Annotated in this window: 15 protein-coding genes; 3 read left to right on the top strand and 12 right to left on the bottom strand. The window is 69.3% G+C overall.

Going from position 1 to position 19,276, the window contains the following annotated elements; all coding sequences use genetic code 11:
- Positions 1-100: 100 nt before the first annotated feature.
- Genes ACUZUJ_RS22060 through ACUZUJ_RS22035 form a run of 6 tightly spaced genes read right to left on the bottom strand, consistent with a single transcriptional unit; the run spans position 101 to position 4,200 of the window.
- Positions 101-1,117: an MlaA family lipoprotein gene (locus ACUZUJ_RS22060; RefSeq protein ID WP_049446845.1), complete on the bottom strand. Its 1,017-nt coding sequence runs from the start codon at positions 1,115-1,117 to the stop codon at positions 101-103.
- Between the two features lies 1 nt (position 1,118).
- Positions 1,119-1,430, bottom strand: coding sequence for an STAS domain-containing protein (locus tag ACUZUJ_RS22055; RefSeq protein WP_014039022.1), 312 nt, complete (start codon positions 1,428-1,430; stop codon positions 1,119-1,121).
- Positions 1,420-2,082 (bottom strand): MlaC/ttg2D family ABC transporter substrate-binding protein, encoded by a 663-nt coding sequence (locus ACUZUJ_RS22050; RefSeq protein ID WP_014039021.1) that lies wholly within the window; start codon positions 2,080-2,082, stop codon positions 1,420-1,422. The genes ACUZUJ_RS22055 and ACUZUJ_RS22050 overlap by 11 nt, the downstream gene beginning before the upstream one ends.
- On the bottom strand, positions 2,079-2,603 hold the full coding sequence (mlaD, locus tag ACUZUJ_RS22045; protein WP_014039020.1) for an outer membrane lipid asymmetry maintenance protein MlaD: 525 nt from the start codon (positions 2,601-2,603) through the stop codon (positions 2,079-2,081). Before mlaD ends, ACUZUJ_RS22050 begins: the two co-directional genes overlap by 4 nt.
- Before the next feature lie 59 nt (positions 2,604-2,662).
- Complete coding sequence (locus ACUZUJ_RS22040; protein WP_005414955.1) at positions 2,663-3,412, bottom strand: MlaE family lipid ABC transporter permease subunit; 750 nt, start codon at positions 3,410-3,412, stop codon at positions 2,663-2,665.
- Positions 3,412-4,200 (bottom strand): ABC transporter ATP-binding protein, encoded by a 789-nt coding sequence (locus tag ACUZUJ_RS22035; protein WP_014039019.1) that lies wholly within the window; start codon positions 4,198-4,200, stop codon positions 3,412-3,414. Before ACUZUJ_RS22035 ends, ACUZUJ_RS22040 begins: the two co-directional genes overlap by 1 nt.
- Positions 4,201-4,389: 189 nt before the next feature.
- Here ACUZUJ_RS22035 and recC point away from each other — a divergent pair, with 189 nt between their 5' ends.
- Genes recC through recD form a run of 3 tightly spaced genes read left to right on the top strand, consistent with a single transcriptional unit; the run spans position 4,390 to position 13,291 of the window.
- Positions 4,390-7,737, top strand: a complete 3,348-nt coding sequence (gene recC, locus ACUZUJ_RS22030; RefSeq protein ID WP_458220304.1) for an exodeoxyribonuclease V subunit gamma — start codon at positions 4,390-4,392, stop codon at positions 7,735-7,737.
- On the top strand, positions 7,734-11,414 hold the full coding sequence (gene recB / locus ACUZUJ_RS22025) for an exodeoxyribonuclease V subunit beta (protein ID WP_458220305.1): 3,681 nt from the start codon (positions 7,734-7,736) through the stop codon (positions 11,412-11,414). Before recC ends, recB begins: the two co-directional genes overlap by 4 nt.
- Positions 11,411-13,291, top strand: coding sequence for an exodeoxyribonuclease V subunit alpha (recD, locus tag ACUZUJ_RS22020; RefSeq protein WP_458220306.1), 1,881 nt, complete (start codon positions 11,411-11,413; stop codon positions 13,289-13,291). Before recB ends, recD begins: the two co-directional genes overlap by 4 nt.
- A 109-nt stretch (positions 13,292-13,400) precedes the next feature.
- On the opposite strand, the gene ACUZUJ_RS22015 is transcribed toward recD, so the two are convergent.
- From ACUZUJ_RS22015 to ACUZUJ_RS21990, 6 genes are all read right to left on the bottom strand, one after another.
- Entirely contained in the window at positions 13,401-13,796 is a 396-nt protein-coding gene (locus ACUZUJ_RS22015) for a hypothetical protein (RefSeq protein ID WP_101766341.1), read from the bottom strand.
- A gap of 93 nt (positions 13,797-13,889) precedes the next feature.
- Positions 13,890-15,929 (bottom strand): FUSC family protein, encoded by a 2,040-nt coding sequence (locus ACUZUJ_RS22010; protein WP_101766340.1) that lies wholly within the window; start codon positions 15,927-15,929, stop codon positions 13,890-13,892.
- A gap of 3 nt (positions 15,930-15,932) precedes the next feature.
- On the bottom strand, positions 15,933-17,393 hold the full coding sequence (locus ACUZUJ_RS22005; RefSeq protein ID WP_197587444.1) for an efflux transporter outer membrane subunit: 1,461 nt from the start codon (positions 17,391-17,393) through the stop codon (positions 15,933-15,935).
- Positions 17,390-18,307, bottom strand: a complete 918-nt coding sequence (locus ACUZUJ_RS22000) for an efflux RND transporter periplasmic adaptor subunit (protein WP_458220307.1) — start codon at positions 18,305-18,307, stop codon at positions 17,390-17,392. The genes ACUZUJ_RS22005 and ACUZUJ_RS22000 overlap by 4 nt, the downstream gene beginning before the upstream one ends.
- Complete coding sequence (locus ACUZUJ_RS21995) at positions 18,304-18,513, bottom strand: DUF1656 domain-containing protein (RefSeq protein WP_010487502.1); 210 nt, start codon at positions 18,511-18,513, stop codon at positions 18,304-18,306. The genes ACUZUJ_RS22000 and ACUZUJ_RS21995 overlap by 4 nt, the downstream gene beginning before the upstream one ends.
- A gap of 109 nt (positions 18,514-18,622) precedes the next feature.
- Entirely contained in the window at positions 18,623-19,078 is a 456-nt protein-coding gene (locus ACUZUJ_RS21990) for a MarR family winged helix-turn-helix transcriptional regulator (protein ID WP_012481667.1), read from the bottom strand.
- Positions 19,079-19,276: the final 198 nt, after the last annotated feature.

Genomic DNA, 19,276 nt, shown 5'->3' with positions numbered 1-19,276 from the left:
GGGGTCGGATCCCTTTCCACGGGAAAGGGCTCCGACCCCACCCGCAGCGCCAAAGAAAAACCCCGCCGAGGCGGGGTTTTTCATGCGCTGCAGACCGGACTCAGTGGGTCCACTGCGGCATTGGCATCGCATCGACCGGGATCGGCGAATTGGCATCGTCGTGGCCGCGGTCGCGCTTGCTGCGCAGATCGTTCTCGATCTGGTAGTTGCGGCGCTGCATCCAGGCATCGCGGACCAGGGCGTATTCGTCCACTGCGGTGTCGCGCAGATCGTCGATCGCCAGCAGCTGTGCGCGGGTGTCGACCAGCTGCAGGCCCTGCAGGCCGATGCGGATCTTGTCTTCCTCGATGCGGCGCATCGGCGACAGCGGGATGTCACCGGCCAGGCCGAACACATCGCGCACGGTACGCGGGCCGAAGAACGGCAGTTCCACATAGCGCGAACGACGCCAGCCCCAGGCACCCAGGGTCTGTCCGAAGTCTTCATTGCGACGCGGCACCATCGCCTTGCTGGCCGGATCGAACAGGCCACCGATGCCCAGCGTGCTGTTCATCAGGAAGCGGCCGAGGCTGTCCCACGCGTCGGCACCACGGCCCTGCAGCAGCTGGTTGGTGATGGTCACCGGCGCACGCAGGTTGCTGAAGAAGTTGCTGACGCCGGTACGCGCGAAGCGCGGCACCACATGGGTATAGGCGGTGGCCAGGGGACGGGCCACGCCGCGGTCGACCGCGTTGTTGAACTTGTGGACCTTGCGGTTGAACGGTTCCCACGGATCGTAGGCCGCCGCACTGCCGGTGTTGCCGGTGCCGCCATACAGGGCATCGAAATCATCGTCGCCAGCGGCGGCGGTGGACGCTGCGGTCTTCGGTGCGGTGGCCTCCGCGCCCTGCGGCGCAGCCGTCGGCGACGATGTGGCGGGCGCCGCAGGATTGGCCACGGGGGCGACCGGAGCAGCGTCGACCACGCCGGTATCGGCCGTTGCGGCAGGCGCTTCGGCAGCAGGGCTGGGCGCAACCACGGTGCTGGCGACCGGCGCATCGCTGCGCGCGGGCTTGCCGGCACAGGCGGTCAGGGCGGTGGCCAGGACGATCAGGGGGAAAGTGCGTACGACGTTCATGTCAGCTCGCAGCAGAAGTAGCGTTGAAATCCAGGTCGGGCGACAGCCGGTAGGCTGCGCTCAGCTCGTTGTAGCCGGCCGGCGCGCCGGAAATGGCCAGTGCATGGCCGGCCTTGCGTGCACGGGCCGCCAGTTCGGCCAGCAGGGCCAGCCCGGCGCTGTCCACGCGCTCGACCTCGCCCAGCTCCAGCCGCGCCAGCTTGGCCGGCAGGGCCTGCAGCTGCGGCCACAGCGCGATCACCGCGGCACGGTCGAGCACCCCGCGCAGGCGCAGGGTGTCGCCTTCCAGCAGCGCCAGCGCGTTACTTGCCATTGCCCGCGGGCCCGGCCTGCATGCTGCCGCTGTGCAGTTCGCTGGCCACCTGCTTGATGCCCTTCTGGCGCAGCGGGGTATCGAACTGGTTGCGGAAGGTCTGCACGTAGGAGATGCCTTCGATGTTGACGTCGAAGATCTTCCACTGGCCGTTCACGTTGCGCATCCAGTACTCGACCGGGGTCGGTTCGCTGCCGGCGCGGACCAGTTCGGTGCTCACGCGCACGCCGCGGTTGCCCGGCAGCGGGCTCTCACCCTTCAGGCGGAAGCTCGGCTTGCCCTGGATGTTGAGCAGGGTCGAACCGTAACGCTGCATCAGGCTGTCGGCCATGGCATCGGCGAACAGCTTGATGTCGGCATCCGAGGCGCCGCGGGCGTGCGGGCCCAGCACCAGGCGCGCGGCGTAGTCGCGATCGAAGGTGCGGTTCAATTCGCTGTCGATGTAGCTGCGCAGGCTGGCCGGGTTGCTGCTGAACTCGCTCCGGCGCTGCTGCAGGGTGGTGAGGATGCGCGTGCTGGCATCGATCACCACCTTGCCGGCCTGGCCCTGCGTCGCGGCAGCGGCGGGGGCGGCGGCCTGGGCCTGGGCGAGGAACGGCGTGGCCAGCAGCAGCGTCGAGGCGAGCAGGGCCGGGATCAGTTTCATCTTCATGGTTGCGGTTCCGTTGCAGGCGCCTGCGCGCCATCGTTGGGCTTCTGGCCTGCGCCACCACCGGCGCCGCCACTGAACATGTACTTGCCGACCAGCTGGATCAGGTCAACCGCCGGCTGGGTGAAGACGATCTCGTCACCGGCCTTGAGCACGTCCGGGTCACCGCCCGGCTGCAGACCGATATAGCTCTCGCCCAGCAAACCACTGGTGAAGATGCCGGCCGAGGTGTCCGCCGGCAGGTCCTTGACCTTGCTGTCCATGCGCAGGGTCACGATGGACTCGAACTTCACCGGATCCAGGTCGATCGAGGCGACCTGGCCGACGGTGACGCCGCCGATCTTCACCGGCGCCTGCTTGCGCAGCTGGCCGACCTGGGAGAAGCGCGCCTTCAGCTCGTAGCCCTGGCTGCCCCAGCTCCAGCGCTGGTTGGTCGAGGCCACGGCCAGCACCATCAGCGAGGCCAGGGCCAGCAGCAGGAAGGCGCCGACGGAGAATTCGAGTCTGGGACCGCGGATGGCCATGTGGATTACCTGATCGAGTCGTGGTGGCCGCGCGCGCCTGCGCACCGCCGGTGGAGGGGTTAGGTGAACAACATTGCCGACAGCACGAAGTTGAACATCAGCACCAGCAGCGAGGCGTTGACCACCGCACGGGTGGTCGCCACCGAGGTGCCCTCGATGGTCGGCTCGGCGTGGAAACCAACGTAGGCGGCGACCAGCGCGGCGGTGCCGCCGAAGATCGCCGACTTCAGCATCGCCACGCCGAAGTCATCCCAGAAATCGACGCTGTTGCGCAGCGCCGACCAGAACACGCCATTGTCCAGGCCCAGCACGTGCACCGCTTCGAAGTAGCTGGCACTGATCGCCAGCGAACAGAAGATGCCGGTCAGCAGCGGCACGGTCAGCACCGCCGCCCAGAAGCGCGGCGCCACGGCCTTGGCCACCGGGTCGATCGCCATCAGCTCCAGTGCCTTGATCTGGTCGGTGGCGCGCATCAGGCCCAGTTCGGCGGCGATCGAACTGCCGGCGCGGCCGATGAACAGCAGCGCGGTCAGCACCGGCGCCAGTTCGCGGTACAGCGACAGGCCGAGCAGGGTCGACAGCGCGTCGGCCGCACCGAAGGTGGTCAGCGTGCGGTAGCCCTGCAGGGTCAGTACCAGGCCGACGAAGGCACCACCGACGGCGATGATCGGCAGCGAGCGTGCGCCGATCTTGTAGATCTCGCGGGTCAGCTCGGCCAGGAAGTCACGGGTCGGCAGCGAACCACGCAGCACGGTCAGCGAGAACAGGCCGGCGCGGCCCAGCGAGCGGGTGGCTTGGACGAACGGCATCAGGCGACCCTCGCGCGCGGCGCGGCATCGAACGGAATGGGGCCATCGGGCTGGCCATGCAGGAACTGCCGCAGCAGCGGGTCCTGGCTGGACTGCAGCGCCTCGGGCGTGCCCTGGAACACGATGCCGCCATTGGCAATGGCGATGACCTGGTCGCAGATCGGCAGGGTCTCGTGCACGTGGTGGCTGACGATGATGCTGGTCAGGCCCAGGCTGTGGTTGAGGCGCTGGATCAGGCTCATGATCACCCCCGAGGCGATCGGGTCCAGCCCGGTCAGCGGCTCGTCGTAGATCATCAGCGGCGGGTCCAGCGCCAGCGCGCGGGCCAGCGCCACGCGGCGCGCCATGCCGCCGGACAGTTCGCGCGGCCAGGCATCGGCCGCGGCCAGCAGGCCCACCGCATGCAGCTTCATTTCCACCAGCCGACGCAGCACGGCGGTCGGCAGGCGGGTATGCGTACGCAGCGGCAGCGCGACGTTTTCGGCCACAGTGAGGTCGGTCAGCAGGCCATTGCCCTGCAGCAGCACACCCACGCTCTTGCGCATCTCCAGCAGCGCGCCGCTGTCATGCGGAATCGGCTTGCCGAACAGGGTGACCTCGCCGGCGACCGGACGCAGTTCGCCGGTCAGTGCCGCCAGCAGGGTCGACTTGCCACTGCCGGACGGACCCAGTACCGCGGTGATGCTGCCCTTGGGCACCTGCAGCGACACGTCGCGCAGGATCGTGCGCCCGCTCCGGTCGATGCGGACGTTGGATAACTGCACCAGACTGGAGGTGGAAGCCGACATGGGCACCATTAACGTTTTTTAGACATCGAAGGATCGGGCCCGTCGGCTGAACATAAGCAGACTGGACGGTCCAGTATTGTGGCACGGCAAGACCCTTGCCAGGCCGGGACAATCGGCTGGCAGCCCGGAACAATCCGTACCGGCGATGGGCCGGCCATTGAATACTGCCTGCCGTGCTGCACACTGTGCATGATGAGTGACCCGGGCAGCGATTTCCGCCTCTACCATTCCAACTCCCTGGACGTGCTGGCCGCGCTGCTGGCGCGCAACATGCGTGCGCCGGTTCCGGGCCAGCCGTTGCTGGCGCCGGAGGTGGTGCTGATCCCGCAGGTGGCGATGCGGCGTTGGCTGCAAGCGACACTCGCTGCCGAGTATGGCGTGGCTGCCAATCTCGAGTTCCTGACCCCGGGCGAGTTCGTTGCCCGTGCACTCAACGCCAATGTGCCGGGCGAACGCGACGACCTGGACGCGGCCGGCCTGCACTGGAAGCTGTACCAGGCACTGCGCGACCCGGCGCTGCTGGCGCAGCCACCGATGCGCGCGCTGCAGTCCTATCTTGCCGGTGGCGACGCATTGAAGCCGTGGGCGCTGGCCGGTGAACTGGCGTCGGTGTTCGAGAAGTACCAGGCCTGGCGCCGCGACTGGCTGCTGCGCTGGGAGGCCGGCGCCGACCCGGCCGACCCGCAGGCGATCCTCTGGCGCACCATCGCCGGTGGTCACGACTACCGCGCGCGCCGCATCCAGGCCTACCTGGACCGCTTCGAGGGCGCCGGCCAGCCATTGCCACAGGGCTTGCCGCCGCGCATGTCCGCGTTCGCGACGCTCAACATCTCGCCCGACGTGCTGCGCGTGATGGCCACCCAGGCGCGGGTGGGCGAGCTGCACTTCTATATGCCTACCCCCGTGCAGTCGTACTGGGGTGACCTGCAGACGCTGGCCGAGCGCCTGCGCAGTGGCGCGCCCGATCCCTTCGGTGAAGCGGCCGGTGAGAACCGCCTGCTGGAAGCCTGGGGCGCGGCCGGCCGCGACTTCATGGCGGTGCTGGGCAGCTACGAGGTGGTGCACCCGGCCGGCGAGATTGCGGCCTATTCCGATCCGGAGGAGGACACCCGGCCGACCCTGGACGAAGGTGGCCTGTCCGACAGCCTGCTGCATCGCCTGCAGCGCGACCTGTTCCATCGCCGTGCACTGCCTTCGGGGCAGCTGCGCGACGGGCTGCGTCGCGACGACCCCAGCCTGCAGGTGCATGCCTGCCATACCCGCCTGCGCGAGTTGCAGGTGCTGCACGACCAGCTGCGCAGCCTGCTGCAGGACCCGCGCTTCGATCCGCCGCTGCAGGCGCGCGAGATCGCGGTGCTGGCGCCGGACATCGATCCCTATGTGCCGTACCTGGAAGCGGTGTTCGGTGGCCGTGGCGGCGAGGAAGAGCACATTCCCTATGCGCTGGCCGACAGCAGTCCACTGGCGGGTGAGCCGTTGGCCGATGTGTTCGTACACCTGCTGGGCCTGCCGGTCTCGCGTTTCGGCCTGAATGAAGTGCTGGACCTGCTGGCCAGCGCGCCACTGGCCGAAGCGGCCGGTCTGGAAGCGGTGGACTTCGACCGCCTGCATGGCTGGCTGCAGCAGGCCGGCGCACGCTGGGGCCTGGATGCGAAGCACCGCAACCAGCACCAGGCACCGGCCGACGACGCCTACACCTGGCAGTTCGCGCTGGACCGCCTGGTGCTCGGTCACGCGACCGGCAGCGAGGCCGACCTGGCCGGTGTTGCACCGTGGATCGAGCTGGAGGGCGGCGCATTGGAAGCGCTCGACCGCCTGCTGCGCCTGCTGCGCGTGTTGGCGATCTACCAGCGCCGCCTCGGCGAGCTGCTGACGCCGGCGCAGTGGCGACAGCGCCTGCTGTCGCTGCTGGACGCGCTGCTGCCGACCGCGCCCAGCTCGCCCAACAGCCAGCGTGCGCTGGAGCGCCTGCGCAAGCTGCTCAACCAGTTCGCCGACGATGCCGCCAAGGCCGGTTTCGAAGACGGTGTGCCACCGGAGGTGGTGCGTTCGCACTTCGCCGGCGCGCTGGGCGAGGCCGATACGCGCGCGCCGCTGCTGACCGGTGGCATCAGCTTCGGCCGCATGGTGCCGATGCGCCTGCTGCCGTTTCGGGTGATCTGCGTGCTCGGTCTCAATGATGGCGATTTCCCGCGCCGCGACCCGGCGGCCGGTCTCAACCAGCTCACTGCCGAGCTGGACACGCCGCGCCGCCGTCCGGGCGACCGCTCCACCCGCGAGGATGACCGTTTCCTGTTCCTGCAGCTGTTCGCTGCCGCGCAGGAGGTGTTCTACCTGAGTTACCTCGGTGCCGATCCGCGCGATGGCAGCGTGCGCGAGCCGTCGGTGCTGGTCAGTGAACTGATCGATGCCGCGGCCGCGTATCACCTCGATCCGCCTGCGGCGGTCCGCGACTTCACCGTGCGCCACGCACTGCAGCCGTTCTCGCCGGCGGCGTTCGGTGATGGCGATCCACGCCGCTTCAGCTATCGCCGCCAGTGGCATCCGGCCGCTGGTCGCCTCACCGGCGAGCGTGGGGGCCTGCAGCCGTGGTTCGATGCACCGTTGCCGCCGCCGCTTGACGATGCGGTGGAAGACGACGTTGCACTCGATACCCTGCGCCGCTTCCTGTGCGACCCGGCCGGGCAGTTCCTGGCGCAGTCGCTGGGCCTGCGCCTGGCCGACGACGTCGAGGAGGTCGACGACCTGGAACCGCTGGTGCTGTCCTCGCGCGGCCCGGAGAAGCGCAGCGTGCAGGCGGCGGTGGTGCGCGCCACGCTCAGCGGTGACACCGAGCCGTTGTACCCGCGCCTGCGCGCACGCGGCCTGCTGCCCTCCGGCCCCTTGGGCGAGCGCCAGTTCGAGGTGGAGCAGTTGAAGACCCGCCCCTATGCCAGCGCATTGCTGGGCTGGATGCAGGGCGAACCGCTGGAAAGCCGCCGCTATGAGGTGGAGATCGATGGCATACGCCTGCATGGCCGGGTGGCCGATCGGCATCCCGACGGGCTGGTGCGCCTGCGCGCCGGTACCCTCAATGGTAATGCGGTGATCCGCCAGGGCCTGGACTGGCTGCTGGCCAACGCTGCAGGCGATGCGTTGCCGCTGGTGCAGTTCCACGATGGCGGCGACGCCGGTCCCGGACCGCATGTGTTGCCGGCGTTGAGCGTTCCTGCTGCACGCGCCGCGCTGCGCGCACTGCTGCAGCTGCGCCAACGCGGACTGCGTGAACCGCTGCGCTTTGCCCCGTACACCGGCTGGGTGCTGTACAACGCGCCGGCCGAAAAACAGCGCAGCGAAGGCTGGAAGCAGTGGCACGGCAGCGACCGCAGCTGGGGTGAGTCCAGCAGCGATGCCTGGCAGCTGCTGCTGCGTGGCGCCGATCCGTTCGCCACCGACGCCAGCTATGCCGACCTGCTGCGCAACAGCCAGGTGGTCTTCAGCGCGGTGCGCGAAGGCCGCACCCTTGGCGCCGACGCACGCCAGGAGGGCAACGCATGAGCACCGCCATCGTTGATGAGGGCTCCCGGCGCATGGCGGGCGATCCCTATCTGGCGCTGCCGCTGCATGGCATCCGCCTGATCGAGGCCAGCGCCGGTACCGGCAAGACCTTCACCCTGGCCACGCTGTTCACCCGCCTGGTGGTGGAGCAGGGCCTGCGCATCGGCCAGATCCTGGCGGTGACCTTCACCGATGCCGCCACCCAGGAACTGCGCAAGCGTATCCGCGAGCGCCTGGCGCTGGCCGCGCGCCTGGTCGATCTGGAACCGGCCGAGGGCGAAGCACCGGACGCGAGCTTGACCCGCGACGTGCTGCAGCGCCATCTGCAGAGCGGCACCGAGAGCGCTGCCGCACTGAAGCGCCGCCTGCAGGTGGCCGCCGACGAAATCGACCTGGCGTCCATCTTCACCATCCATGGCTTCTGCACCCGGGTGCTGCGCGAGCACGCGCTGGAAAGCGGCCACACCTTCGATCCGCCGGAACTGCTGGCCAGCGACCGTGAGCTGCTGGAGGAGCTGGCCGCCGATCTGTGGCGGGTGCACGCCAACGACCCGGCCACGCTGGAACCGCTGACCTGGCTGTGGTCCAACCCGGACGCGCTGGCCGCCGATCTGCGCGCGCTGCTGGCTGCGCCGCCTCTGCACCCGTTGCCACGGCCGGTGGCGCTGGCCGATCCACACCCGGCATTGCAGGCCACCGCCGCCGAACTGCAGCTGGCGCTGCGCGAGCATGGCGAGCAGTTCCTCATCGACCTCTGCGATGCCGTCGACAACAAGTGGATCAACGGGGTGTCCTACAAGCTGGGCTGGCTGCACACGCTGGGCCGGCAGCTGCTGGCCTGGGCCGGGCGCGCCGACCCGCGCGAGCTGCTGGCCAGCGAACGCCTGCCGGCACTGCTGCCGGACGTGTTGGCCGACAAGACCAACAAGAAATTCCCCGACCGCACGCCGTCGTCGCCAGTGCAGGCGCCGTTGGCGCGCTATGTCGCGCTGCTGGCCGAACGCGATGCCTGGTTGCGTGCCACCGCGCTGAATTTCCTGCACGCGCTTCGCGCCGAAGCCACGCAGCGCCTGCAGGCGCTGAAGCGCACCCGCCGGGTACAGACCTACGACGATCTGATTGATGGCGTAGCGCTGGCCCTGGAAGGCCCGCAGCGGCAGGCGCTGGTCAGGCAGCTGCGCGCGCAGTATCGCATCGCACTGGTCGATGAGTTCCAGGACACCGATGATCGCCAGTGGGGCATCTTCCACACCGTGTTCGGCGATTCGCCGGAGGTGCGCGAACTCGGCCTGGCACCGGCGCTGTTCCTGATCGGCGACCCCAAGCAGGCGATCTACGGTTTCCGCGGTGGCGACATCCACACTTACCTGAAGGCCAAGCAGGTGGCGCGGCAGGCGCCGGTGCTGGACCAGAACTTCCGCTCGCGGCCGGCTGTGCTGCGTGCGCTGCAGGCGCTGTACGACAACGGTGGTGAAGACGCCTTCCTCGAACGCGACATCCAGTTCGAGCCGGTGCGTCCCGGTGGCGTGCGCAGCGATGAGGACTACCTGCGCGACGGCCACGCCGCCACGGCACTTACCCTGCGCGTGCTGCGTAGTGGCGGTGACAAGGCGATGAGTGCGGACGCCTCGCGTGAGGCAGCGACCCAGGCCTGCGTGGCGGCGATCCACCGGATCCTGGTCGAGGCGCGTGCGGGCAGTGCCGTGCTGCGTGGTCATCCGGTGCGGCCGGGTGACATCGCGGTGCTGGTGCGCTCGCATCGCGAAGCGACGCTGGTGCAACGGGCGCTGGCCGCGGTCGGTATTCCTGCGGTGGCGGCCGGCAAGCAGAGCCTGTTTTCCACCCCTGAAGCGCGCGATCTTCGTGCGCTGCTGCTAGCACTGCTGCAACCGGCCGACGAAGGCCGCCTGCGTGCAGCGCTGGCCACGGTACTGCTGGGCCAGCGGGCCAGCGCGATCGCGGCGATGGAACGCGAGGGCGACCTGCAACGCGATTTCCAGGCACAGCTGCTGCACTGGCGCGAGCGCTGGCAGCGCGGCGGACCGTTCGCGGTGATCGCCGATGTCTGTGCCGCGCAGGGCGAACGCCTGCTGGCGCTGATCGATGGCGAGCGCCGCCTGACCAACTACCTGCAGCTGGGCGAACTGCTGCAGGAAGCCTCGGCGCAGGCGCTCGGCATGCATGGCCTGCTGGACTGGCTGCAGGGGCAGATGGCCAGCGCCGACCAGGATGACGAGCAGCAGCTGCTGCGCCTGGAATCGGATGCGCGCCGCGTGCAGATCATCACCCTGCACAAGAGCAAGGGCCTGGAGTACCCGCTGGTGTTCCTGCCGTTCGTCGGCATCGACGGCGGCGCACCGAACACCGCCTCGCACTGCACCGTGCACATCGGTGGCGAGCGCCAGCTGCACTGGAAGCTGGACAAGGACGAAGCCTGGGAAGCGGCCAGTGCCCAGCGCGAGCGCGAGCAACGCGCCGAGGATGCACGCCTGCTGTATGTGGGACTGACCCGCGCCGAACACGCGCTGTGGATCGCCGTGGGTGATCTGGCCGGGCTCGGCAGGACACGGCTGGCACCGTTGCTGGGTGACCTGCAGGCGCTGCGCGCCCAGGCCGACGTGCACATCGATGACAGCGAGACACCGGCTGCGCTGCCGCAGCTGGCGGCCGAAGTGGAAGGTGACCTTCCGGCGGTGCGTGCCCTGACCCGGCGCGTACCGCACGACTGGTGGGTGTACAGCTTTACCCAGCTGGCACATGCCGACGCGGGCGCCGGTAGTGATATCGAAGCCGCCGCCACCGAGCTGCCGGCGCCGGCAGCCGACGAACCGGCCGGCCCGGAACTGCCTCTGGAGCCCGCGCTGCCGGAACCCGCTGCGGCGGCCGAGGACAGCGTGGCGGTCGACCCGCGCTTCATGGGCAGTCGCTTCGGCAACGTGCTGCACGAAGCGATGGAGAACGTCGACTTCGCTGCCTGGGCTGACTGGCAGCCGGGTCTGGAAGCTCCAGAGGGCCAGGCCGAGGTGCTGCGCAAGGCGCTGCACGACGAAGGTTATGCCGACGTCGACCTGGACGATGGCGTGGCGGTGCTGGTGCCGCTGGTGGGCCACACGCTCACCGTGCCGCTGCCCGAGGGCGGTGCGCTGCACAGCCTGGGCGAAGGCGAGCGCCGCGCGGAAATCGACTTCCATTTCGCCATCGAACCGACCACGGTACCGGCGCTGTTGCAGGTGCTGCATGCACATGGGGTTTCCAGTACGCGTCGCGGCTTCGGCCAGCGCCGCCGCCTGGAAGGGCTGATGACCGGCATGATCGACCTGACCTACGTGCGCGACGGGCGCTGGTACGTGCTCGACTACAAATCCAACCGCCTGCCGGGCTACAGCCCGGACCTGCTGGCCATTGCCATGCGCCACAGCGAGTACGACCTGCAGGCGCTGATCTATACGGTGGCTCTGCATCGCTGGTTGCGTTTCCGCCTGGGCGCGGCCTATGACTACGAGCGCGACATGGGCGGCATCCGCTACCTGTTCTGTCGCGGCCTGGATGCTGCCGGCAACGGCGTGCATGTGGACCGGTTCCCGCTGGCTCTGGTGGATGCGCTGGATGCATTGTTCGCCGGTGGCGAGCAGGCCCAGGCCGAACTGGCCGCGCGTGCGCGTGGAGCCAGCGCATGAGCCTGCTGAAGGAACTGCACCAGAAGGGCCAGCTGCGCACCCTCGACCATGCACTGGCGACCAGCCTGCAGCGGCTGCGCGACGACACGCCCGACAGTGTGGCGTTGGCGGCCGCCCTGGCTTCCTTGGCGGTGTCGCAGGGCCACGCTGCGTTCGATCCGACACAACCGCAGCGGTTGCTGGAAGGCGTGCCCGAGTGGCCTGCCGCGCAGGACTGGCTGGCGCAGCTGCGTGCGTCGCCCTGGGTGGCGACACCCGAGCAGGCCGATGCCATCGCCGAGGATGCACCGCTGGTGCTGGAAAACGGGCTGCTCTACCTGCGCCGCTATCGCGAGTACGAGCGTCAGCTGGCGGCCGGGCTGCAGCGCATTGGTCGGCATCCGCTGCCGGCACCGGACATGGCCGCGCTGGCACCGCTGTTCGCGCAGCTGTTCCCGCAGGCATCGGGCAGCGAGGACCACCAGGCACGCGCGGCCGGCGTGACCCTGCGCCATCCGCTGGCGCTGGTCACCGGCGGTCCCGGCACCGGCAAGACCACCACCATCGCGCGCCTGTTGCTGCTGCTGGCCGCACAGGCCCGGCACGCTGGCCAGGCGCTGCCCGAGGTGGCGCTGGCCGCGCCCACCGGGCGCGCCGCCGAACGCATGGCCGAGAGCCTGCGCGTGGCCGTGCAACGGCTGCAGGAACAAGGCCTGGATCCGACGCTGTGCGCGGGGTTGCCCAGTACCGGCACCACCCTGCATCGCCTGCTCGGGGTGATTCCCGATTCACCGCGCTTCCGCCACCACGCCGACAATCCGCTGCCGGTGGACGTGGTGGTGGTCGACGAAGCGTCGATGATCGATCTGCCGATGATGGCCAAGCTGGTCGACGCGATTGCCAGCGGTACCCGGCTGATCCTTCTCGGCGATCCCGATCAGTTGCCCTCGGTCGAGGCCGGCGACGTGCTCAGTGCGATCCTGCGCGCCAGCGGTGATGGCATCGGCACCCGCGCCGATGACGCGCAGGCACTGCATGGCCTGCTGGCACCGGCTACCTTGCAGCCGCAGGCCACGCCACGCGCCTTCGCCGGGCGCCGCGTGCAGCTGCAGCGCGGCTACCGGCAGAGCAATGCGCTGGACCTGGCACCACTGGCCCATGCCGTGCGCGAGGGCGACAGCAGCACCGCGCTGCAGCTGCTGCGCAGTGGTGAACTGGCCGGCGTGCATTTCCACGAAGGCGAAGCCGATCCGCTGCGTGGCCAGCGCGAGCACCTGCTGGGCCACTGGCGTGCACTGGCCGACGCGGCCGATCCAGTGCTTGCCCTGCAGCAGGCCGGGCGCTTGCGCGTGCTGACCGCGTTGCGCGAAGGCCCGCAGGGTGCGCGCGGGCTCAACAGCCGCATCGAACAGTTGCTGGCAGGCAACACCCCGGGCTACTTCCAGGGCCGCCTGCTGCTGGTCACCGAGAACAGCTACCGGCATCGCCTGTTCAACGGCGATATCGGCATCTGCCTGCGCGATGGCAGCGGTGCGATGGTGGCCTGGTTCCCGGGCGACAGCGTCGATCAGCCGCGCGCCTTCCACCCGGCGGCACTGCCCGCGCACGAAAGCGCCTTCGCGATGACCGTGCACAAGGCACAGGGCTCGGAGTTCGACGAAGTGTGGTTGCAGCTGCCGCGCCAGGACAGCCGCGTGCTGTCGCGCGAACTGGTCTACACCGGCCTGACCCGCGCCCGCCAGGTGCTGCACGTGGCGGGCAGCGCGGACGTGCTGCAGGCCGCGCTGAAGCGCCACGCCAGCCGATTGGGTGGCCTGGCCTGGCGGCTGGGTGCGGAAGCGGTGGCCGAAGCACCGGCGCGCATTGAACAGCCCACGGTGCAGGGCACGCTGTTCTGAATCGGGGTCGGATCCCGTTCCCAATGGGAACGGGATCCGACCCCCGTCGCCGAGGCACGCATGCTCCGGGTCAGAGCCCTCCCTCCGGGAGGGATCCGACCCTGCGTCATTACGCGATCAGTACCAGCCCATCGGGGAACACGATCGCTGCTTCATCGGCACTCACATCGAAGAAGCCCACGCCGTGCTTATCGGCCAGGTCCTGCACCCGCCCGTGCGCGCGCTCGGCCACCGAATAGGCGAACGCACCGTAGATCACCTGACTACCGATGCTGTACTCGGTCACCTCGGCACGGTCGTCCTCGTCATTGCTCAGCGGCCCGTTCATTGGCGGGAATTCCTGTGCCATCTCGGCGAACCACGCTTGCAGCGCCGGGCTGCTGACCGCCGGGTCGTCGTACTCGTGGCGCTCGTTCCACTGCGTCTGCTTCTCGAACCAGGCGATGAAGGCCGCCGCTTCGCGCGGGGCCACGCTCGCCTCGAACACCATCATGTCGTAACTCATTGGAGCTTCCTGTGCTGAGCGGGGGTCAGAGCCTTCGCCGGGGGCAAAGGATCCGACCCCGGCGCGGAGTCTGTGGACGCACAGGGTAGCGCGCTACGGCTGCGTCGCCGCACTCATCGCCAACCCCGGCGCCAATGCCTTGGCCTCCGGGAACAGCGCGAAGCGCAGGCCGATCAGGCCCATCAGCGCTTCGTCGCGCGCCTTGCACGCGGCCACGCTGCCGACCCGGCCCAGCGAGGTATCCAGCCGCTCGCGCAGCGCTTCGGCGGCCACAATCGGTTTGCGCGCGGCAATCTGCCGCCGGTAGTGCGCGGCGATCTCTTCCAGGATGTGCTCGACCGCTTCGCGGCTGCGCTCGGGCAGTTCCAATCGTGCGCGGCGCAGCTGCAGGATGTTCAGGCCGATGCGCGCTTCATTGAGCATGTCCACCGAGGCGATGTCGCTGCCCTCCGGCGTTGCCGCCAGGCGCGGGGCGAGCAGGCCCAGCAGGTCGAGCATGCGTGCGGCGAAGCGCTGGCGGTCCTGCTGGCCACGTCCTTCGGCGGCTTCGGCCAGCGTGGTCCAGCCCTGCCGCACCAGCCGGCGCGCGGTCCACTCGGCACCCACCGAACGGAACAGGCGGGTCATCACCACCGCAAAGCCAATGCCGATGAACATCGCGATCGACGAGTTGAGGAAGGTCTGGATGTTGGCGCTATAGGTGTTCTGCAGACTCAGCAGCGCGGCCAGATTCACCGTCAGCGGCAGCGCGAACAGCGCGCTCTTGGGGTGGTGCAGCATCAGCCCCAGTGGCAGGAACACCACTGCCAGCACCAGTGCCAGCAGGCCGAAGTCGTGCACCGCGGGGAACACACCGAACAGGTACACACCGGCCACCACCGAGGCGACCATCGCCCACACCAGGAACGACACCATGCTCGGTGCCGGGTCGTCCTGCGCGGCGAAGAACGCGGCGGTTACCGCGGCCATCATCGCGCCGTTGCCACCACCTTCCCAACCCAGCGCGATCCACAGCACGCAATAGCTCATCAGCGCCACGCCGGCACTGAGCGCGGAAAACAGCGCCATGCCGTAGTCGACGTGCTTGTCAGCGGCCACGCGCTCGGTGCGGATGCGGTAGTGCGCGCGGTCCAGCGGCGCGGTGCCGTGGTCGATCGCGTGCTGCAGCGTGCGGCAGTCCTGCCACAGGTCCACCAGCTCTTCCAGGCGCAGCAGCAGGCTGGCCAGTTGCAGGTGCTGCAGGTCGCGGTCCACCTGCGGCTTCAGTGCGCTGATGCGCGCGCGCAGGCGGGCGTATTCGCTGGCGTTGGTCGGGCCATCCAGCCAGTCGTGGATGTCATCGACCAGTGCCGGCAGCCCTTCCGGCAGGGCCTGGCCGTCGCTGCGCAGCGCACTCAGGCGGTCGGCAATCGACGACAGCACCGGCAACAGCAGCAGCATGCGCTCGCGCAGGCGCTCCATCGACACCGCCGAACCGGCATGGCGCGGATCATCGCGGCGCAGGAACTCGATCAGCGCCTCGAACTGCACCAGGTCGGCGGCCAGCCGGTTGCGCGGCGCATGCGCGCGGCCACGTTCAAGGATCTGCCGGCACCACTGCGCGGCGTCCTCCATCCAGTTGCCGATGCGCGCGCGCAGCATCGGGCGCACCGAGGCCGGGAACAGCAGCGAGGCGAACATCACCGCCACCACCGTGCCGAGGATGATCTCCTCGCTGCGTGCCACCACCGTGTCGAAGATGGTTTCCGGCGAGGTCACCGCCGGGAAGCCGATGAAGGCGGTGGTGTAGCCGGCCAGCAGGAACGCGTAGCCGCGCGGTCCGCGGTTGAGCAGGGCCATGAACAGGCAGCCGGCCAGCCAGATCGACATCGCCGCGCTCAGCACCAGCGGCGTTTCCACCAGCGCCGGCAGCACCAGCAGGGTGGCCAGGCCGGCCACCAGGGTGCCGACGATGCGGTACACGCCCTTGGCCCGGGTCGGGCCCAGCAGCGGCTGGCTGACGATGTACACCGTGCCCATCGCCCAGTACGGGCGCGACAGGTTGCCGGCCATGGCGATGTACAGCGCGGCCACCGCGGCCAGGTAGGTCTTGATCGAGAACAGCCAGGCCTGGCGGTCGGTCAGCGCGTTCATGGCTTACTTCGCTGCGGTCGAGGCGTTGGGCGCGGCGGCGCTGGCCTGCCAGCCACCACCCAGCACCAGGAACAGGTGGATCTGGTCGCGCGAGACCTGCGCTTCGGCGGCGGCCAGGGTGGCGTCGCTGGTGGCCAGGCTGCGGTCGGCATCCAGGCTGGACAGGTACGGCGTGCGGCCGCCCTGGTACAGCCGGCGGTTCTGCTCGGCGGCCAGTGCGGCCTGCTCCTGCGCAGTGCGCAGCGACTGCAGCCGGCGCAGGTCCTGCGCGTAGCGATCCAGTGCGGTCTGGGTCTCGCGCAGCGCCTGCAGCACGGTGTGGTCGAACTCGGCCAGCGCCGCATCGGCACCCGCCTCGGCGGCGTGGATGCGTGCGTGGGTGCCGGACGACGGCAACGTCCACGAGATCAGTGGACCGATCGACCACTGCTGGGTCATCGGCGTGCCGAAGTCCTCAAGCAGGCCGGCGGCACCGAGCGAGGCCCCCAGGCGGATGTCCGGGTACAGCTCGGCGGTGGCCACGCCAATCCGTGCCGTGGCGGAGGCCAGCTTGCGCTCGGCCTGGCGCACGTCCGGGCGGCGCTGCAGCAGTGCGCGGCCATCACCGACCGGCAGCGGCTGCGCCAGGCTGGGCGCGTGTGCACAGTCGATCACGCCGGCCGGCAGCTGGCCCGGGGTCTGCCCGAGCAGCGCGGCCAGCGAATAGGCGGCCGCCGAACGCTGCGCGCGCAGCGGCGGCAATGCAGCTTCCAGCAGCGCCACCTGGGCATTGGCGCGGGCCAGCTCCGGCGGCGTGCCGCGACCGGCATCGATCAGGCGCTGGGTGACCGAACGGCTGCGCTGCTGCAGCTGCAGCGAATGCTCGGCCACGTGCAGCTCGTGGTTGGCGTGGCAGATCTCCAGGTAGCTGTCGGCCACCTGCGCGACCACGCTGACCTGGGCCAGGTCACGTGCTGCGGCAACCGACTGTTCGTCGGCTCGCGCCGCTTCGGCGCCGCGCTTGAGCTTGCCGAACAGGTCGAACTGGTAGCTGACCGCGAACTTGCCATCGGCCAGGTTGATCACCGGCAGCTCGTGTTCCTGCAGGAACGATTCGGCCGACAGCTGCGCGCGGCTGACCCCGGCCTCGGCCTCGTACTCGAAGCCGCCGGCGTCCAGCGCCTGTTCGTACACCGCTGCGGCACGGCGAAGGTGCGCATCAGCGGCCTTCAGTTCAACGTTGTCACGCAGCGCCTGGGTGATCAGCCCGTCCAGCACCGGGTCGTTGTACAGCGACCACCAGCGGTCGGGCAGCGCCTGGTTGGCGGCCACCTGCGGGTTCTGGGTATCGATGAAGGCCGCATTGGCCTGCGGGCGCTTGAATGCCGAGCCTTCCGGCAGCGCGTAATCCGGGCCAACGGTCCTGCAGGCGGCCAGGCTGGCCAGCGCGACAATCAGGCCGAGACGGGGCAGGGCGGCGTTCACAGGCCCGCCTGTGTCGGCGCGGCGCCGGCCTTGTCGTTGTGCGGGTGGCGGCCGGTGTCCACGGTCGCCGTGGCGGTGCGGCCGGCGATCAGTTCCACGCCCCTGGGTACTTCGTCGATGGCGATGCGCACCGGGATGCGCTGCGCCAGCCGCACCCAGTCGAAGGCCGGGGTCACGTTCGGCAGCAGGGTGCTGCCATTGCTGCGGTAGCGGTCCTCGATGCCGGCGGCGATGCTCTCGACATGGCCGCGCAGCGGCGCCGATTCACCCATCAGGCGGATGTCCACGCGCTGCCCCGGCGCCACGCCGCGCAGGCGGGTTTCCTCGAAATAGCCATCGATGCGGAACGAGCCGGTATCCAGCAGCGCCAGCACCGGCTTGCCGGCCACCACGTAGTCGCCCACGCGCATGGTGCGGTCGTTGACGCGGCCATCGGCCGGTGCGCGCACCTCGGTGCGGCCCAGGTTGAGCTCGGCCAGGTCGACCGCCGCCTGTGCGGTGGCCAGCGCGGCCTGTGCGGCCTGCAGCTTGGCGCGGCGCACTTCGGCGTCCTCGGCGGCGACCAGGTCCTGCAGGCTGTGGTCACGGCCGATCTCGCGGCGCAGCTGTGCCACCGAGGCCTGGCGCTCGGCCAGGCTGGCCTTGGCCTGCTCCAGTGCGATGCGGTAACGGGCGCGGTCGACCACGAACAGCAGGTCGCCCTTCTTCACCGCCTGGTTGTCGGCCACGCTCACCGTTTCCACCAGCCCGGACACGTCCGGCGCCACCTGCACCACGTCGGCGCCGACATGGGCATCGCGGGTCCACGGCTCGTCCATGTAATAGACCCACAGCTGGCGCAGCACCAGCAGGGCGACGATCACGGCTGCGCTGGTGAGCAGCACCGGCAGGGTCTTCTTCAAGATCTTGTTCACGATTGCATCCAACGCAGGAGGTGGAACAGCAGGCCAAGCACGATCCCGTACAGGGCCAGGTTGAACAGCGCCGGGTGCCATACATGGCGATAGGCGCCGGCACGCTGCAGCAGCGCGTGCAGGCCGCTGTTGACCAGATAGGCCAACAACATCAACCCGAGCAGGGTCGGGACGAACACTCCGTGGAGACTGAATTCACCGGGCATCGGTAGGGGCGAGGTGGGGGAGGGGGAGGGGGAGGAACAACGAAACAACAGCAACGGGCAAAAGCCGCTGGCGTGTGCACGGCAGCGGCGGTATTCGGGGGCAGCGCTCTTACGTGATGCGGTCGGCGGCCTCGGCCAGCAGGCGCCATGCCTTCAGCACGGCGTGCAGTTCATCCATGGAAAGCTCGCCGAACACGTCCTGGCGCAGGCCGATCAACTGGTCTTCCAGCTCGCTGACCAGCGCGTGTCCCGCATCGGTCAGCCATAGCAGGTTGGCGCGGCGGTCGCTGGCGTCGCTCTCGCGGCGGACCAGGTCGCTGGCGCACAGCTTGTCCAGCAGGCGCACCAGGGAAGGCCCTTCCATGCCCAGCTGCTGGGCCAGCGCCACCTGGCGGATGCCACCGCCGGAGCGGCCGATCATCAGCAGGGGCATGGTGCAGGCGGTGGAGATGCCGTAGCTGCCGAGCCGGCTGTCGGCCAGGCGCTGCCACTGCCGCCCTGCGTACAGCAGGCCGGAGCTGAGCTGCATCTGCAGCACGGTGCGCTCGTCGAGGGGTCGGTCCATAAGAGATAGATAGGATACTACTAATTTCATTCCTATCAATGAGTTTTTATGAATGGGCGGGATGTAGTGAGGAAAGCGTTGCGCCTGCTGGCTATCGGCTGGGGTGGCGGAGGGCCGGACGGGCCAGGGCACGCTGCAAGTACGTCCATGTAAGCTCGATCGGCGCATCCATGCGCCTCACGGCCCTGCCCCGTCCGG

The organism is Stenotrophomonas sp. S4 (genome assembly GCF_054187805.2).
This window is presented reverse-complemented; position numbering and strand designations above follow the sequence as displayed.

Coding starts and splice junctions, on each gene's coding strand:
- ACUZUJ_RS22060 (WP_049446845.1), bottom strand. CDS start 1,117: ATGAACGTCGTACGCACTTTCCCCCTGATCGTCCTGGCCACCGCCCTG.
- ACUZUJ_RS22055 (WP_014039022.1), bottom strand. CDS start 1,430: ATGGCAAGTAACGCGCTGGCGCTGCTGGAAGGCGACACCCTGCGCCTG.
- ACUZUJ_RS22050 (WP_014039021.1), bottom strand. CDS start 2,082: ATGAAGATGAAACTGATCCCGGCCCTGCTCGCCTCGACGCTGCTGCTG.
- mlaD (WP_014039020.1), bottom strand. CDS start 2,603: ATGGCCATCCGCGGTCCCAGACTCGAATTCTCCGTCGGCGCCTTCCTG.
- ACUZUJ_RS22040 (WP_005414955.1), bottom strand. CDS start 3,412: ATGCCGTTCGTCCAAGCCACCCGCTCGCTGGGCCGCGCCGGCCTGTTC.
- ACUZUJ_RS22035 (WP_014039019.1), bottom strand. CDS start 4,200: ATGTCGGCTTCCACCTCCAGTCTGGTGCAGTTATCCAACGTCCGCATC.
- recC (WP_458220304.1), top strand. CDS start 4,390: ATGATGAGTGACCCGGGCAGCGATTTCCGCCTCTACCATTCCAACTCC.
- recB (WP_458220305.1), top strand. CDS start 7,734: ATGAGCACCGCCATCGTTGATGAGGGCTCCCGGCGCATGGCGGGCGAT.
- recD (WP_458220306.1), top strand. CDS start 11,411: ATGAGCCTGCTGAAGGAACTGCACCAGAAGGGCCAGCTGCGCACCCTC.
- ACUZUJ_RS22015 (WP_101766341.1), bottom strand. CDS start 13,796: ATGAGTTACGACATGATGGTGTTCGAGGCGAGCGTGGCCCCGCGCGAA.
- ACUZUJ_RS22010 (WP_101766340.1), bottom strand. CDS start 15,929: ATGAACGCGCTGACCGACCGCCAGGCCTGGCTGTTCTCGATCAAGACC.
- ACUZUJ_RS21995 (WP_010487502.1), bottom strand. CDS start 18,513: ATGCCCGGTGAATTCAGTCTCCACGGAGTGTTCGTCCCGACCCTGCTC.
- ACUZUJ_RS21990 (WP_012481667.1), bottom strand. CDS start 19,078: ATGGACCGACCCCTCGACGAGCGCACCGTGCTGCAGATGCAGCTCAGC.